The sequence below is a fragment of the Novipirellula methanifontis genome (genome assembly GCF_052161655.1).
Lineage (GTDB): Bacteria > Planctomycetota > Planctomycetia > Pirellulales > Pirellulaceae > Novipirellula.
The window spans coordinates 817,653-830,066 of the sequence record NZ_CP197418.1 but is presented as its reverse complement, the minus strand read 5'-3'; the positions used below and the strand labels follow the sequence as shown (position 1 = coordinate 830,066).

At 54.5% G+C, this 12,414-nt stretch carries 16 protein-coding genes; 8 read left to right on the top strand and 8 right to left on the bottom strand.

The annotated features are described in order from the left end of the window. The first annotated feature begins 320 nt into the window (after positions 1–320). From SH528x_RS02930 to SH528x_RS02915, 4 genes are all read left to right on the top strand, one after another. Positions 321–1,274 carry an amidohydrolase family protein gene (locus SH528x_RS02930; RefSeq protein ID WP_442509038.1) on the top strand — a complete coding sequence of 318 codons (954 nt, stop codon included), beginning with the start codon at positions 321–323 and terminating at the stop codon, positions 1,272–1,274. Between the two features lie 95 nt (positions 1,275–1,369). Continuing rightward, the gene (gene uvrA, locus SH528x_RS02925; protein ID WP_442512072.1) at positions 1,370–3,877 is read left to right on the top strand and encodes an excinuclease ABC subunit UvrA; all 2,508 of its coding nucleotides are present in this window, start codon (positions 1,370–1,372) and stop codon (positions 3,875–3,877) included. 51 nt (positions 3,878–3,928) lie between these two features. Further along, positions 3,929–4,114 carry a hypothetical protein gene (locus SH528x_RS02920; RefSeq protein WP_442509037.1) on the top strand — a complete coding sequence of 62 codons (186 nt, stop codon included), beginning with the start codon at positions 3,929–3,931 and terminating at the stop codon, positions 4,112–4,114. 71 nt (positions 4,115–4,185) lie between these two features. Further along, positions 4,186–4,611, top strand: a complete 426-nt coding sequence (locus tag SH528x_RS02915) for an RrF2 family transcriptional regulator (RefSeq protein ID WP_442509036.1) — start codon at positions 4,186–4,188, stop codon at positions 4,609–4,611. Here SH528x_RS02915 and SH528x_RS02910 read toward each other — a convergent pair. From SH528x_RS02910 to SH528x_RS02885, 6 genes are all read right to left on the bottom strand, one after another. Further along, positions 4,599–5,288, bottom strand: a complete 690-nt coding sequence (locus SH528x_RS02910) for an MOSC domain-containing protein (protein WP_442509035.1) — start codon at positions 5,286–5,288, stop codon at positions 4,599–4,601. The genes SH528x_RS02915 and SH528x_RS02910 overlap by 13 nt on opposite strands. 58 nt (positions 5,289–5,346) lie before the next feature. Further along, positions 5,347–5,820 (bottom strand): DinB family protein, encoded by a 474-nt coding sequence (locus SH528x_RS02905; protein ID WP_442509034.1) that lies wholly within the window; start codon positions 5,818–5,820, stop codon positions 5,347–5,349. A gap of 233 nt (positions 5,821–6,053) precedes the next feature. Beyond that, positions 6,054–6,626 (bottom strand): c-type heme family protein, encoded by a 573-nt coding sequence (locus SH528x_RS02900; protein ID WP_442509033.1) that lies wholly within the window; start codon positions 6,624–6,626, stop codon positions 6,054–6,056. 93 nt (positions 6,627–6,719) lie between these two features. Then, positions 6,720–7,274, bottom strand: a complete 555-nt coding sequence (locus SH528x_RS02895; RefSeq protein ID WP_442509032.1) for a c-type heme family protein — start codon at positions 7,272–7,274, stop codon at positions 6,720–6,722. 171 nt (positions 7,275–7,445) lie between these two features. Continuing rightward, positions 7,446–8,078, bottom strand: a complete 633-nt coding sequence (locus SH528x_RS02890; RefSeq protein ID WP_442509031.1) for a DUF3124 domain-containing protein — start codon at positions 8,076–8,078, stop codon at positions 7,446–7,448. A 161-nt stretch (positions 8,079–8,239) separates the two neighbouring features. Further along, on the bottom strand, positions 8,240–8,662 hold the full coding sequence (locus SH528x_RS02885; RefSeq protein ID WP_442509030.1) for an RrF2 family transcriptional regulator: 423 nt from the start codon (positions 8,660–8,662) through the stop codon (positions 8,240–8,242). 248 nt (positions 8,663–8,910) lie between these two features. On the opposite strand from SH528x_RS02885, the gene SH528x_RS02880 reads away from it, so the two are divergent. Together SH528x_RS02880 and SH528x_RS02875 are read left to right on the top strand one after the other, a co-directional pair. Next, positions 8,911–9,192, top strand: coding sequence for a hypothetical protein (locus tag SH528x_RS02880; protein ID WP_442512071.1), 282 nt, complete (start codon positions 8,911–8,913; stop codon positions 9,190–9,192). Between the two features lie 92 nt (positions 9,193–9,284). Further along, positions 9,285–9,617, top strand: coding sequence for a cupin domain-containing protein (locus SH528x_RS02875; protein WP_442509029.1), 333 nt, complete (start codon positions 9,285–9,287; stop codon positions 9,615–9,617). A 46-nt stretch (positions 9,618–9,663) separates the two neighbouring features. On the opposite strand, the gene SH528x_RS02870 is transcribed toward SH528x_RS02875, so the two are convergent. Beyond that, on the bottom strand, positions 9,664–10,032 hold the full coding sequence (locus tag SH528x_RS02870) for a DUF488 domain-containing protein (RefSeq protein WP_442509028.1): 369 nt from the start codon (positions 10,030–10,032) through the stop codon (positions 9,664–9,666). Then, positions 10,007–10,981 (bottom strand): DNA-3-methyladenine glycosylase family protein, encoded by a 975-nt coding sequence (locus SH528x_RS02865; RefSeq protein ID WP_442509027.1) that lies wholly within the window; start codon positions 10,979–10,981, stop codon positions 10,007–10,009. Before SH528x_RS02865 ends, SH528x_RS02870 begins: the two co-directional genes overlap by 26 nt. Before the next feature lie 99 nt (positions 10,982–11,080). Between SH528x_RS02865 and SH528x_RS02860 the strand changes: the two genes are divergently transcribed. Further along, positions 11,081–11,521: a DoxX family membrane protein gene (locus SH528x_RS02860; RefSeq protein ID WP_442509026.1), complete on the top strand. Its 441-nt coding sequence runs from the start codon at positions 11,081–11,083 to the stop codon at positions 11,519–11,521. Then, complete coding sequence (locus tag SH528x_RS02855) at positions 11,505–12,269, top strand: RNA polymerase sigma factor (protein WP_442509025.1); 765 nt, start codon at positions 11,505–11,507, stop codon at positions 12,267–12,269. The genes SH528x_RS02860 and SH528x_RS02855 overlap by 17 nt, the downstream gene beginning before the upstream one ends. Positions 12,270–12,414 lie beyond the last annotated feature (145 nt).

Sequence of the window (12,414 nt, the reverse complement as noted above, 5' to 3'; positions counted from 1 at the left end):
TCTGCAACGTTGCGTGGATCGATTCGGAAGGTGCGTTGTCCAGCCGCGAAACTTCGGGGGCAAACTGCGAAACTGCGGGGGATTGTACCATGGGCTAGACCGATTCCAATAATGTCAAACAAGTTCGTTAAATTCTGCGGCGTAATCTGCACTGCGTACCTGATTTTTCCGGTTGGTCGAGTCTTTGGGAGCCGAATCTTAGTCGCCTGAGGCGTGATCGACCACTCGACAAATATCTTTAGGTTATCCTGCGGCACGTTGTGGGCGGATCCGGCATTTCGCTCTGAAAAAATCCGTAAACCTTTTATCTGACATTCTTTATGAAACGGTTTCTCGCACTCATTCTGTTGGCTCTCGGTCTGTGTACCAGCTCACTTAAGGCCCAACAGACCGATGGAATTCAGCCCGATTCGATCGCTGATTTGCAGATCATCGATTGTCACACGCACTTTTATGACCCCTCGCGTCCGCAGGGCGTGCCGTGGCCGAACAAGAATTCGTCGCTGTACCGAACCGTTTTGCCACAGCATCTGCGTGCACTGAAGACCGAACGGCCAATCCATGGGACGGTAATTGTCGAAGCGAGTGCGTGGATCGAAGACAACGTTTGGCTATTGGATCTCGCCAAAGACGATCCGTTCATCGTTGGCATCGTGGGACGTTTAGACCCGGAGGCTGACGATTTTGAAGATCAAGTCAAGCGATTTGCCGCCAACCCGCTGTTTCGCGGGATTCGAATCTCTGCCAAACAGCTCAACGACATGTTGCACAACGAGACCGCGGCCAAGTTGGCGGTGCTCGCCGAGCATGACTTGTCGCTTGATGTGAACGGAGGCATCGATTCGCTCGCGGCGATTTCACAGTTAGCCGGCGAGTTACCTGAGTTGCGAATCGTGCTCAATCACGTTGCCAATGTAGCCATTACGACGGACGCCCCACCGAGCGACTGGGTTGACGGTATCAAAGTTGCTGCTCAGTATCCCAATGTGTATTGCAAGATTTCGGGGTTGGTCGAAGGGGCGGCTCGCAGCGGACAACCGGTTCCCAGCGAGCTGTCGTTTTACCGGCCCTACATCGACGTCGTTTGGAATGCGTTTGGCGACGATCGTGTGATCTACGGCAGCAATTGGCCGGTTTGCGAGCGAGCTGTGGAATACGCGGTGCTGCAAAAGATCGTGATGCAGTACGCGATGCAAAAAGGCGAAACCGCCACACGGAACTTTTTTGCCGGAAATGCTAAACGAGCCTACAAGTGGATTGAGCGTCGTCCTTGAAAACAAAACCAATAACACGAAAACGCACGACACGTCCGTCCAAGCGTACGCCAAAACCATCATCGAAATCCAAGCGAACTGCATCGCACGATGCCATTCGGATCCGAGGGGCGCGCGAACATAATCTGCAAAACATCGATGTCGAGATTCCTCACAACTCCTTGACCGTGATCACCGGTGTGTCGGGCAGCGGCAAAAGTTCGTTGGCGTTTGATACGCTGTTCGCCGAGGGCCAGCGTCAATACATCGATAGCTTGTCGGCGTACGCCAGGCAGTTTTTGGACCAGATCCCACGGCCTGATGTGGAATCGATCGATGGGCTGGCACCGACGTTGGCGATCGACCAAAAGCCAGGTTCGACCAACGGACGCAGTACCGTCGCCACAATCAGCGAGATCTATGACTATTTGCGGCTGTTGTACGCGCGGGTCGGCGTACCGCATTGTGCTCACTGCAACTCGGCCATTGCAAAACAGTCGCCCGATGCGATTGTCGATTCGCTGGCGGCGCTCGCTCCGGGAACCAAGTTGGTTGTGATGGCGCCGATGGTGCGGGGCCGCCGCGGGGCGCACCGCGAAGTGTTTGAATCGATCCAACAAGCCGGGCTGGTCCGGGCCCGCGTCGATGGCGAAACCTACTTGCTCGAAGAGGTGCCGGAGCTGGCACCGCGGAAAAATCATACGATCGAAGCGGTCATCGATCGGCTGGTGATTCGTGACGAAGCTGATTCGCGGTTGCGAGATAGCGTGCTGCTTGCACTGCGGTTGGGCGGCGGGTTGGCGTCATCGCTAATTCAAGACGACGCCGGCGATTGGCACGAATCGATCTATAGCACCGCGATGGCGTGTGTCGAGTGTGGTGCCAGTTTCGAAGAGATTGAACCACGGACGTTTAGTTTCAACAGCCCCTATGGTGCTTGCCGAACCTGTGAAGGGCTTGGGCGTATCACCGTGGATGATTACACCACAGTGTGCCCCGATTGTCACGGCGGCCGGCTTCGAAAAGAAGCCTTGAGTGTTACCATTGCTGGCCGGGGGATTCATCAAGTTTGCGGAATGCCACTCGGAGAAACCGCGGATTGGTTTGCCGGAATCGACAAGACGTTCTCGCCCTTGCATGCCGCCGTCGCGGCACCGATCACGTCCGAAGTCAGCAAGCGATTGGCATTCTTGCAGCGAGTCGGAGTGACGTACTTGACGCTCGATCGATCCGCCGATTCGCTCAGCGGCGGTGAGTTGCAGCGAGTGCGGTTGGCGACCAGCATCGGCAGCGGACTGGTCGGCGTCTGTTATGTCTTGGACGAACCGTCGATCGGCTTGCACCCGGCGGATCATGATCAATTGATTCGCTGTATCACCGATCTTCGCGATCAAGGCAACACCGTCGTCGTGGTCGAGCATGACGAAGCGACGATGCGGTCGGCCGATGTGTTGATCGACATGGGTGAAGGTGCCGGCGAACTCGGAGGCAAAATAATCAGTCATGGGACGCCCGCCCACGTCGAGGATGATCCCAAAAGTTTGACTGGCCAATATCTCTCGGGGGCGAGAAGCGTTCCGGTGCCTGACGAACGCCGCCAACCCGTCGAAGGTCAGTGGCTGACGCTCCGCGACGTCCAAACTCATAATCTTAAAAAGGTGACTGCGAAGTTTCCGGTTGGCTTGTTCATTGGTGTCAGCGGGGTGTCCGGCAGCGGCAAAAGCTCGTTGGTCAATGACACGCTGGCTCCCGCGGTTGCCGATTACCTGGGGCTAAAATCCGAGACCCCGGGCCCCCACTCTGGGATCAGCGGCGTGGAGTATCTCGACAAGATGATTGCGATTGACCAATCGCCGATCGGCCGCAGTCCACGCAGTTGCCCGGCGACCTACTCGGGCGTCTTAGACGAGGTGCGCAAAGTATTTGCTGCGACGCGAGAAGCAAAAACTCGTGGGTTCAACTCCAGTCGGTTCAGTTTCAACTCGGCCGCGGGGCGTTGCGAGTTGTGCAAAGGCCTCGGCGTGGAACGCATTGAGATGAATTTTCTCAGTGACCTGTTTGTCACTTGCACGCGGTGCGGTGGCAAGCGGTTCAATCGGCAAACCTTGCAAGTACGTTTCAAAGGAGCCTCGGTTGCCGATGTGTTGGCGATGAGTATTGATGAGGCGGCGGCGTTCTTCGAGAACGTCCCGCGGATTCATCGTCAACTCGCTTCACTGCAAGCGGTAGGGCTGGGCTATCTCGGGCTCGGACAATCCAGCACGACACTCAGTGGCGGTGAGGCTCAGCGGATTAAGCTCGGAACCGAGTTGGCTCGTGTCGCCACGGGACGTACGCTTTATTTGCTGGACGAACCAACGACCGGTTTGCATTTCCAAGACATCGAGCGGCTAGTGCAAGTGCTGCAGCGATTGGTCGATGCCGGGAACACAGTGATCGTGATCGAGCATCAATTCGACTTGTTGGCCGCATGTGATTGGATCATCGACGTCGGGCCAAGCGGTGGAGTCGGAGGCGGCGAAATCGTCGCCCAAGGCCCTCCCGAATTAATCGCCGAATCGGAAAAGGGAGCCACCGCGCCCTACTTGGCCGCCGTGTTAGAAAAAGCAGCCCGCGATTGGTAAAGCCACCGTTACCGCTCACTCGTTATAATTGCAAACATGGATTGTGATTTGATGACGAGCATCCCCGAGTGGATCATCGAGTACCCCGAAACCAATGCCGTCTTTAACGAACTTGGGCTCGATACAAGCTGCGCTGGCAAATCGCTTCAATATGTCTGTCACCACTGCGGGCTCAGTCCTCAAGCAGTGTTGGTGCGATTGCAGCAAGTGATCGAACATCGCGAGGGAAATGATTGACCTCGACGGAGGTTCGTTCTAGGATCGTTCAAAGCGGTAGCAAATTAGCATCTTTCTTATTCGATAACGCGATGAAACTGACCACGCAGACCGATTATGCCTTGCGAACGCTGATGTACTTGGCCACCCGTACGTCGCGAGCGAAGGTTGCGGATGTCGCGTCGCTGTTCGGCATTTCGATCAACCATGTTGCCAAGGTGGTCAATCTGCTATCGCGATTTGGCTACATTCGCAGCGTACGCGGGATCGGCGGTGGCATTGAACTGGCAATGCAGCCCGAGCAAATTCAGCTTGGTAAAGTGATCCAACAAGTCGAAGGCGACGTGCACCTGTTGGCGTGTGTGGGTAGCGATGACACCTGCGTGATCCATTCCTTTTGCAAGCTGAAGGGCGTCCTTGCCGAAGCAGAACGCGTCCAGCTGGAATATTTAAACAGCGTTTCCCTCGCCGACGTCGTGCCGACGCCTCGCCAACTTAGCCAGGTTCAGTCGCTCTGAGAGTCGCCCGCCAGTCGCTTCTGCTCGTCGGGCTGAACATTCTTTTCGACCCGGTTATTGAGCGTTGTTTTCCAACTTGGTGACAGCGTGGGGACGGCCGCCAGTTTCGCAGCGGCGTCGCGATCCTGCTTGTCGTGATGCATCACTTGATTGGCCGCCGCGACGGTCCACTGCGGTTCCGGACGCTCGACCAATGCGATTTCCATACCTTGCTGGACAATGCCTTCGACAAGGACTCGAAAATACCACCCGGTGCGACCAGTTTGCTGAACCTGCAGCGCCAGCGTTTTGATGTCCCAACGCCGGGCCAATTTCCAACAGGGTTGTCGAGGCTGCGATACCTCAACGGTGGCTTCGCCGATCGCCCATACGTCTCCAATGCAAACGTCCGCTTCGGCGAGGTCCGCGATCGTAAAATTCTCGCCAAAATCGCCCCAGGTTAACTCAGGGATTTGTAGCGTCGTTCGCCAGTCGGGGTAATGGTCGGCCGAATAGACGCACACAGCTTTGTGAGGACCGCCATGATGCTGCAAGTCCGCTTGCCCGTCTCCGTCAAGATTTGTGGACCGCAGCCACAGAGGTTCGCTGACCGATTTCTTGAGGAATCCTGACACCCAGGGCTTCTCGGTTCCGAGCGTTTGCGGGCGTCCCACGTTGATAGAGACAATCGTTGGCACTGGCTAGTCTCGCTGTGATGCATTGGGTTCGGACTTAGATCGTGACGCGCACCGTGCGTTAACGAGGCGATTGCATCACACGACGCTTTTCGTCAACGAAATGAATGTGGTGAGTCAGATGCCCTGTAATTCCTTGCAGCAGGGTTGCCAGCGTCATCGGCCCCGCCTCGCTATGGTTTCCGATTCGATCGAAGTCATGATCGGAGAGTGTTCGCAAGATACGCGTCATTTGACGACGAACCGAATCGATCAATTGCAGCTCTTCGTTTACATCACGTTGGGCGTAAGCCAATCCAGCAGCAAACGTGTCGGGATCGCCTCCAAAAAACGTTGGTTCGTTTTCGGCAATCACTCGCTTCATGCGATCAGCGTAAACCAATTCAAAGTCCGCGATATGGCAAACCACTTGTCGGGTCGACCATTTTCCGGGGATCGGAGTGGCGTCGAGTTGTTCCTCGGACATACCTTCGATCGCGCGGCGAAGCGAATCAGGCCCCGCCGCATAGGTGTCGATTTGTTCCGATAAAATCATAAATCAGCTGCCTCAATAAAACAGTCTAAACTCACCCAGGTAGAATCAACAATCTTAACCGTTTCTACTAGTTCGACTGTCCCATTTTGTGAGCCGAACGCGCTAGCGTCGGGCCGCGACTCGGTAAAACATTGGCAAAATAAGGCCCGCGGCTAGCGCCGTCGGCTCACAAATACGCTGTAATTGAAAAAATGGGACAGTCGAACTAGTGCCCTATGCCATCTGCTTTGGCATTAGGGCGAGAGACGTATCGGCATCGTGATCAGAAGGCCCGCCGTACGGTCCTCGGTGCTGGTGCGGTGTTTGACATGGCATTTCAGGCATTGAGAAGCAAGGCGGATCGGGCCAGCAAAACGGTATCGATCCGCTTCAACCGCTTCATGATAATCTTGCTTTTTACGAAGTGCTTTCACGGCGGCCTTCTCGAATTCGTCCTCCGGCTGATGATCCACGTTCACCACATCGGTGTTGACGATCAGCCACTTCAGTTCGATGTTGTAGTGGGTCGCCAATTCATGGAACACGTCTTCAAGCGATGCCGATGGAATCGCATGAGCATCATCTTCATCGAAGAAATCGCGATGAACAATCTGCAGCGTGCCGTGGATCGTTTCGTGCAACAATCTCGCACGCGAACGGGCTTCGATGACACTCGTTGGCGGCGGCAGAACGTCTGCTGACGCGACGGTCTCGCCACTGTTGGCTGGTTTGCCGTTCGCATCCCGAGTCGTTTCCTCCGCTCGCAGCGTGAGGAACGACGCGAAAAAAATCGCCAGTGAAAGGGCGAGCAGAAATCGATGTCTCATTGCGTTCTCATCAGGTGGGAATGCCGAGACAACGAGAGCTCGCGGCATCAATGGAGGTGGGAAATGGGCAGTCGATCTTTCTGTGAGATCGATTTAGTCGATAGGGACGGTGTAGCTGATCGCTCCGATCGGTTCACCCGCTTTGACATCTTCGTAGTGAGCGTGGCACATCACACATTTCTGCATCACGACCGGTACTGGCGTTAATGCTCGCAAGTAATGCTTGCCATCACGCGAGACGACTTCGTCAACCGTCTTCGCGCCTGCTTTCAGTTTTTTGATTCCTTCTTTCTCGAATGTGTCCTTGGCAACATTTTCAGATTCATAGGGATCGCCGGTGGCATCGATCAGTCGAATCGTGTTGTCGCTATCGTCCGAGATTTTCTGGAACAACAATACTGCGGCGCTGCCTGCGGCAAAGTCATCATCATCGTTGACGTATTTGTCGGTCACCATCACGATGGTTTGCTTGAAAATGTTGTCGAGCATCTGTACGGTTCGGCGGGACCGCTCCACCGCAGCCTTCTTCGGGCTCGCCTTCGCAACAGTCTCTTCCGCATTTGCGTGCGAAAGCTCCCAAGGCAGGCAAGTGGTGATCAGTGCGATAACGATTCCAGCGAAACCGATCACAAGAGCATGACGTTTCATCTTACTTTCTCCGGTTGATTCATGGTGGGTAACAACATCCGCAATCAAAAGATGCATATTGCGTGCATCTTTTTGTAAGTCGCCCCCATGTCGATGTCAACTCAATTCACGCAAAGTGGCCATTCGGTCCTGTGATCTACGGCGTCGGCTCACGATCGATTGACAACGGTTCTAGTGACTCGATGTCGCATCCGTCGCTGGTGCCTCGTCTCTTAGGGTCGTTTCCTCCAGCACCGTTGCTGATCGCACAAACGAGATGCCTTGCGTATTGCTGGTATCGATCATCACCGTTTCTACAACCGGAACATTGACCGGTTGTCCCGACATCCATTCAACAATGAAGCTTGCGCCGCTGCCACCACTTTTGTCTTTTTGCTCGATCACGAATTCCGTCGACGCCAGCGGTCCCAGACGCAGAGGTTTTTCAACCAGTGAACGACGCTCTTTTCCGCTGGTGTCGTAGTACCGCACCGACGTTAGCACGATGTCGTTTTTGCGATCGGTGTTGCGTGCTGATAGCGTGACCGTCAACAATCGAGGCTCACCACTTTGATGAAAAATGTGTGAGTAGGCTGGGACATACAACGTTTGGCCTTGGACTGGGTGCCACGGCAATGCATCAAGGTCAACTCTTGCTGCATCTCGCGTCCCAGGTTCAAGAAATTGAATCTCGTCTTCGATCGCCTCGAACCGCATCTCCATAAAAATCGTCAACGCAACAATCGGAATCACAATCGTCAAAAACACAATGATTTTGACGTTCCGCATCATCTTGTCAGAATCATCTTCGATTTGGTTTGACATAACGAGGTTCCTGGTCGCGAGATCGAGTGAGTCGGTCAGTCGTGCCGCTGCTAGTGTAAGTTCGGCAGCCCCAAGATAACAGCTCGGCCCCCATCGCAATGCAGCCAAGCCTCAGTCGGATTTTTCAAATGATTCCGCGGCAAGCGAACGCGATGTTAAGTTCAGGAAACTTCGCGAAGCGGGATGATTGGGCTGGTCGATTCAAGCAGCTGCTTCATCGTGACCCCCGCAAATGCAGCTTGAGTCGCCTCGTACGCCCGATCAAGTTCGGCGTGCAGCGGACACAGCGAGGTGTGTGACTTTAGCCCGAGCGGGCAGGAATTGATCCGCTCCAACGGTGCAACAGCGTTCACCACATCCAGAATCGTGACCGATCCGGGATCTTGAGCCAATTCGTAGCCGCCGCCGGGGCCGCTGCGCGAGCGTACCAAACCCGCTGCGGCCAAGTCCTGCAAAACTCGATTGAGATAACGGCGAGGCACCTTCGTCTCCTCAGCCAGAACGTCAGCCGAGGAGGGTTGGCCGATCCGGCTGCCCAAACATGTCACTGCTCGCAGGGCATATTCGGCTGTTTTGGAAAGCATGGAAGAGCCTCAGAGTGGTGGCAGCGTGTCAAAAAGCAACGGGCAGGATGGGGGCATTTGTAGTGCCAAAGCATAAACGAGCCGACGAAACAGTCCACCGGCTAGAGAGAGACGCTAATTTGTTCCTCTTGCTTATGGAAATTCCGCTCCCAATCTTACACCTTGACATGCAGGAACGAACCTGTACCTTTTGGTGTATGTAATGTACTGTAGCCTCTCCGCCAGACGCAGGCAACCTTCCCACCTTGATGCGATTGGAAAACAGGAAGTGTGACAGTGTGGGATTTATCACGATCGAGTTGTTACGAGAGTGGGCGCCGCACGAAGATACCGATTTTTACATCTGTGGCCCCAAGCCGTTCATGCAAATCGTCCACGGCTGTTTGCAAGAACTGGCCGTCAATGCAACTCGTGTCCGCTACGAATTTTTCGGCCCAAAAGAAGAACTGCAGCAACCCGTCGCAAAAGTCGGATTTGCTTCCAGCCTCCAGCATCATCCCCTTTCCTTCCCGCATCCAAGCTTTGACTGAACGAAGCAGCTCAAGATCAGCCATTTGACACGATGATCTGAGCCGACGGCGTTAGCCGGCATATACCTAGCCACCTACTTAGAGGATCAACCATGGCAATCCAGCACGCGAAACCAGGTGAAGTGTTTGACGTCAGCCCTTTGGGCGACGCCATCGCGGACACGAAAACTTCAACGCTACTAAAAACCGAGACTTTCGAAGTTTTGCGTTTGAATTTACCCGCTGGCAAAATCATTGCCGAGCACAAAGCACCGGGGGAAATTTCGGTCCAGTGCATTGAAGGCCGTGTGACCTTCACGACGATGGGCCAAGCGAATGAATTAACCGCGGGCAAGATGCTGTTTTTGTCGGCGGCCGAGCCTCATGCGGTTCAGGCAGCCGAAGATTCGTCGCTATTGGTCACCCTGATGCTTGCCAAAAAATAGTCCGGTAACGCCGCGATGCCTTCACCCTGCTCGCTCCGTTGTTGTCTTATTTCCGCGTTTGCTCGAGAAACTCTTTCAATACCACTGCGTTGTTGTGCTCTTCGTCTTTGGCGGCGTACAGCAACATGACGGATTGTTTCTCGGCTGTTTCCAGTAGCGACGCGATCATATTCCGGTTTGCTTCGAGTTCCTTTTTGTATCGCTCTCGGAACTCGTCCCACTTGTCCACGTCGTGATCAAACCACTTACGAAGTTTGTCGCTCGGCGCGATCTCCTTTAGCCAGTCGTCAAGTTTCAAGTCTTCCTTCTTGACTCCTCGCGGCCACAATCGATCGACCAAGACGCGATATCCTTTTGTGGATTTCGGTAAATCATAAACACGAGCGAGCTTAATCGTTGGTGTGTGTTTCGACATCAAATCCTCCTGGCGGTTTTGCGGCGAGTTTGTTTAGCAACAGGTGAAAGTAGATGAGTCCCCCAAATCGCTGCCAGCGATCAAGCAGGCTGGCAACACCGTCATAATCAAGGGTCTCGGTTAGCTCTAACCACGCTTGCAAATTGTTGCGTCCGCCAACGTCATCGCCGGGGAAGACGTGCAGTCGGCCCAGGCCACGCAGCATCGCGTACTCGGCCGACCAGCGACCGATCCCGCGAAATTGGCACAACGCGGCGACACAATCTGCGTCGGGTAGATGCTCAAATTGCGAGTACTCCAGCTCGCCACTGCGAGCCAGCGCGGCAAGGTGCAACAGGGCGGTCGCTTTCTGACGACTGAATCCGATCCCTCGCAGGTCTTCGACATCCACGGTATCAAGTGCCGTCGCTTCGGGAAACGCAAAGCGACGAAAGGGGTCCATGTCATACGGTCGCCCGTAGGTTTCGGCAAAGCGATTGAGCAACTGGATCCCAGACGCCAAAGAAACTTGTTGGCACGCGATCGCATTACATAGACATTCAAATAGCGACGCATAGCGTGGAGGTTTCATGCCGACGAACGGCTTGACCAGCTTCTGTAGCTGCGGGTGAGCGGCAGCCAATTGATAAAAGTCCGTCAAATCAATGTCGATCCCAAGCAACCGCATGAGGATCGCTGTCAACTGTTTCTGTAGCCCTGAAAACGGAGCGTCGGTATGGGCGGTGACGTATAGCCGAGGCGTCTCTCGGCGGCCGCGTTGCTGAATTTCTACCAGCACAGCTTGGTCTCGGACCACGAGCACGCGGCGATAAATATCACCATCCCAATCATCGATGATGTTTTCGGGACGTCGACGCAGCGTCCAAGCTGCAAGATCCAATCGGTAGGGAGGCTTGGGTTTTAGGGTGAACGTAATCAGCAGAACCACTCCGAATAAGTCATTTGGCAAACGCAAACATTTTATGTAACCGATCGTTCATTGTTGACTCTGTAAGGGTGGTTGCCAAATGAATCTTTCGCTTTGCCCACTACCCAGGAGGGTTTTCTGATGTCTGAGCAGCAAAATAGCACGTTGTCGTCGATCTATTTGCCACTTCGCTTGGCTTACGGACTGGTTCCGTTGTTGGCGGGACTCGATAAATTCGTCGGGATTCTTGCCGATTGGGAGGCTTATTTGCCCCGCTTTGCCGCCGAGATTTTGCCGGTGACTCCGGCGACGTTTATGATGATCGTAGGCGTGATCGAGATCGTCGCCGGCTTGGCGGTGCTGACCGTGCTGACGCGTTTAGGAGCCTACGTTGTGATGGCGTGGTTGGTATTGATTTCCGTTGCGGTCATCTTGTCAGGCCACTACGACATTGCGGTGCGTGATCTCGTGATGGCGATCGGTGCCTATGTCCTTGGTCAAGTCGCTGGGCTTCGCGGCGAAGGATGGTTTCCAGGAACCACGGTCAACGAAGGAGTGCCAACCCATGCAACGACAACCTAGATTTACGATTCGTGGTGAAGCACTCGATCGCTCCGGCGTTCACGCGAGTGATAACACACGTTTGGATGCGAAGTCGTTTTCGGATGATCCGCCAGCGGTGGATGAATTGTCCGACGAAGCGATCGTTGACCGCGTCAAATCGGGCGATCTCGCCGCGTTTGAATTGATCATGCGTCGTTATAACCAACGTATTTTTCGTGTCGTGCGTGGGATCGTCGATGATGACGATGAGGCGGACGATGTGGTCCAAGAGGCTTACGTGCGAGCGTACGAACATCTCGATCAATTTTCGGGTCGATCAAAGTTCTCGACCTGGCTGACCAAAATTGCAATTTACGAAGCAAGCTGGCGTCGCAAGTGTCGCCGCCGGATCCAATTGTTTGATCCTCAAGAACCCACGGTTGGATCGATTGCCCGACACTCGACAACGCAAGACGGCGTGGATCAGATGAGTACGAGCGAGCTTTCGAGGGTACTGCGTGAATCCATCGATGCATTGCCCGAAACGTTGCGATTGGTCTTTATGATGCGGATTGTCGAAGGGCTCAGCACCCAAGAGACTGCGGAGTGTTTGTCGGTAACCGAGTCTAACGTCAAGATCCGCCTGTACCGTGCTCGAGCCCGTTTACGAAAGCGAATCGACCGCGAACTGGGGAAAGAATCACGCCAGCTGTATCAGTTCGATGGTCGGCGATGTGATCGGATCGTGCAGGGCGTACTGTCGCGAATCACGGGAGTTGCCGAATAGGCTGCAAACCATCGTATGATGGTTTGAGATCGTCGCCTTTTGCTCCGCAAAAGTAGCGTTTACTAACGTACTTTCGTAGAGAACGGTCGAAAAACAACTCTCGGGTTCCGGCGTAGCTGCCGTCACGATCGCGGCGGAAATCCAC

What these genes read in the sequence shown, in the direction of transcription:
- SH528x_RS02930 (WP_442509038.1), top strand. Translation starts at nt 321, where the DNA reads ATGAAACGGTTTCTCGCACTCATTCTGTTGGCTCTCGGTCTGTGTACC.
- SH528x_RS02920 (WP_442509037.1), top strand. Translation starts at nt 3,929, where the DNA reads ATGACGAGCATCCCCGAGTGGATCATCGAGTACCCCGAAACCAATGCC.
- SH528x_RS02915 (WP_442509036.1), top strand. Translation starts at nt 4,186, where the DNA reads ATGAAACTGACCACGCAGACCGATTATGCCTTGCGAACGCTGATGTAC.
- SH528x_RS02905 (WP_442509034.1), bottom strand. Translation starts at nt 5,820, where the DNA reads ATGATTTTATCGGAACAAATCGACACCTATGCGGCGGGGCCTGATTCG.
- SH528x_RS02900 (WP_442509033.1), bottom strand. Translation starts at nt 6,626, where the DNA reads ATGAGACATCGATTTCTGCTCGCCCTTTCACTGGCGATTTTTTTCGCG.
- SH528x_RS02895 (WP_442509032.1), bottom strand. Translation starts at nt 7,274, where the DNA reads ATGAAACGTCATGCTCTTGTGATCGGTTTCGCTGGAATCGTTATCGCA.
- SH528x_RS02890 (WP_442509031.1), bottom strand. Translation starts at nt 8,078, where the DNA reads ATGTCAAACCAAATCGAAGATGATTCTGACAAGATGATGCGGAACGTC.
- SH528x_RS02885 (WP_442509030.1), bottom strand. Translation starts at nt 8,662, where the DNA reads ATGCTTTCCAAAACAGCCGAATATGCCCTGCGAGCAGTGACATGTTTG.
- SH528x_RS02880 (WP_442512071.1), top strand. Translation starts at nt 8,911, where the DNA reads ATGCGATTGGAAAACAGGAAGTGTGACAGTGTGGGATTTATCACGATC.
- SH528x_RS02875 (WP_442509029.1), top strand. Translation starts at nt 9,285, where the DNA reads ATGGCAATCCAGCACGCGAAACCAGGTGAAGTGTTTGACGTCAGCCCT.
- SH528x_RS02870 (WP_442509028.1), bottom strand. Translation starts at nt 10,032, where the DNA reads ATGTCGAAACACACACCAACGATTAAGCTCGCTCGTGTTTATGATTTA.
- SH528x_RS02860 (WP_442509026.1), top strand. Translation starts at nt 11,081, where the DNA reads ATGTCTGAGCAGCAAAATAGCACGTTGTCGTCGATCTATTTGCCACTT.
- SH528x_RS02855 (WP_442509025.1), top strand. Translation starts at nt 11,505, where the DNA reads ATGCAACGACAACCTAGATTTACGATTCGTGGTGAAGCACTCGATCGC.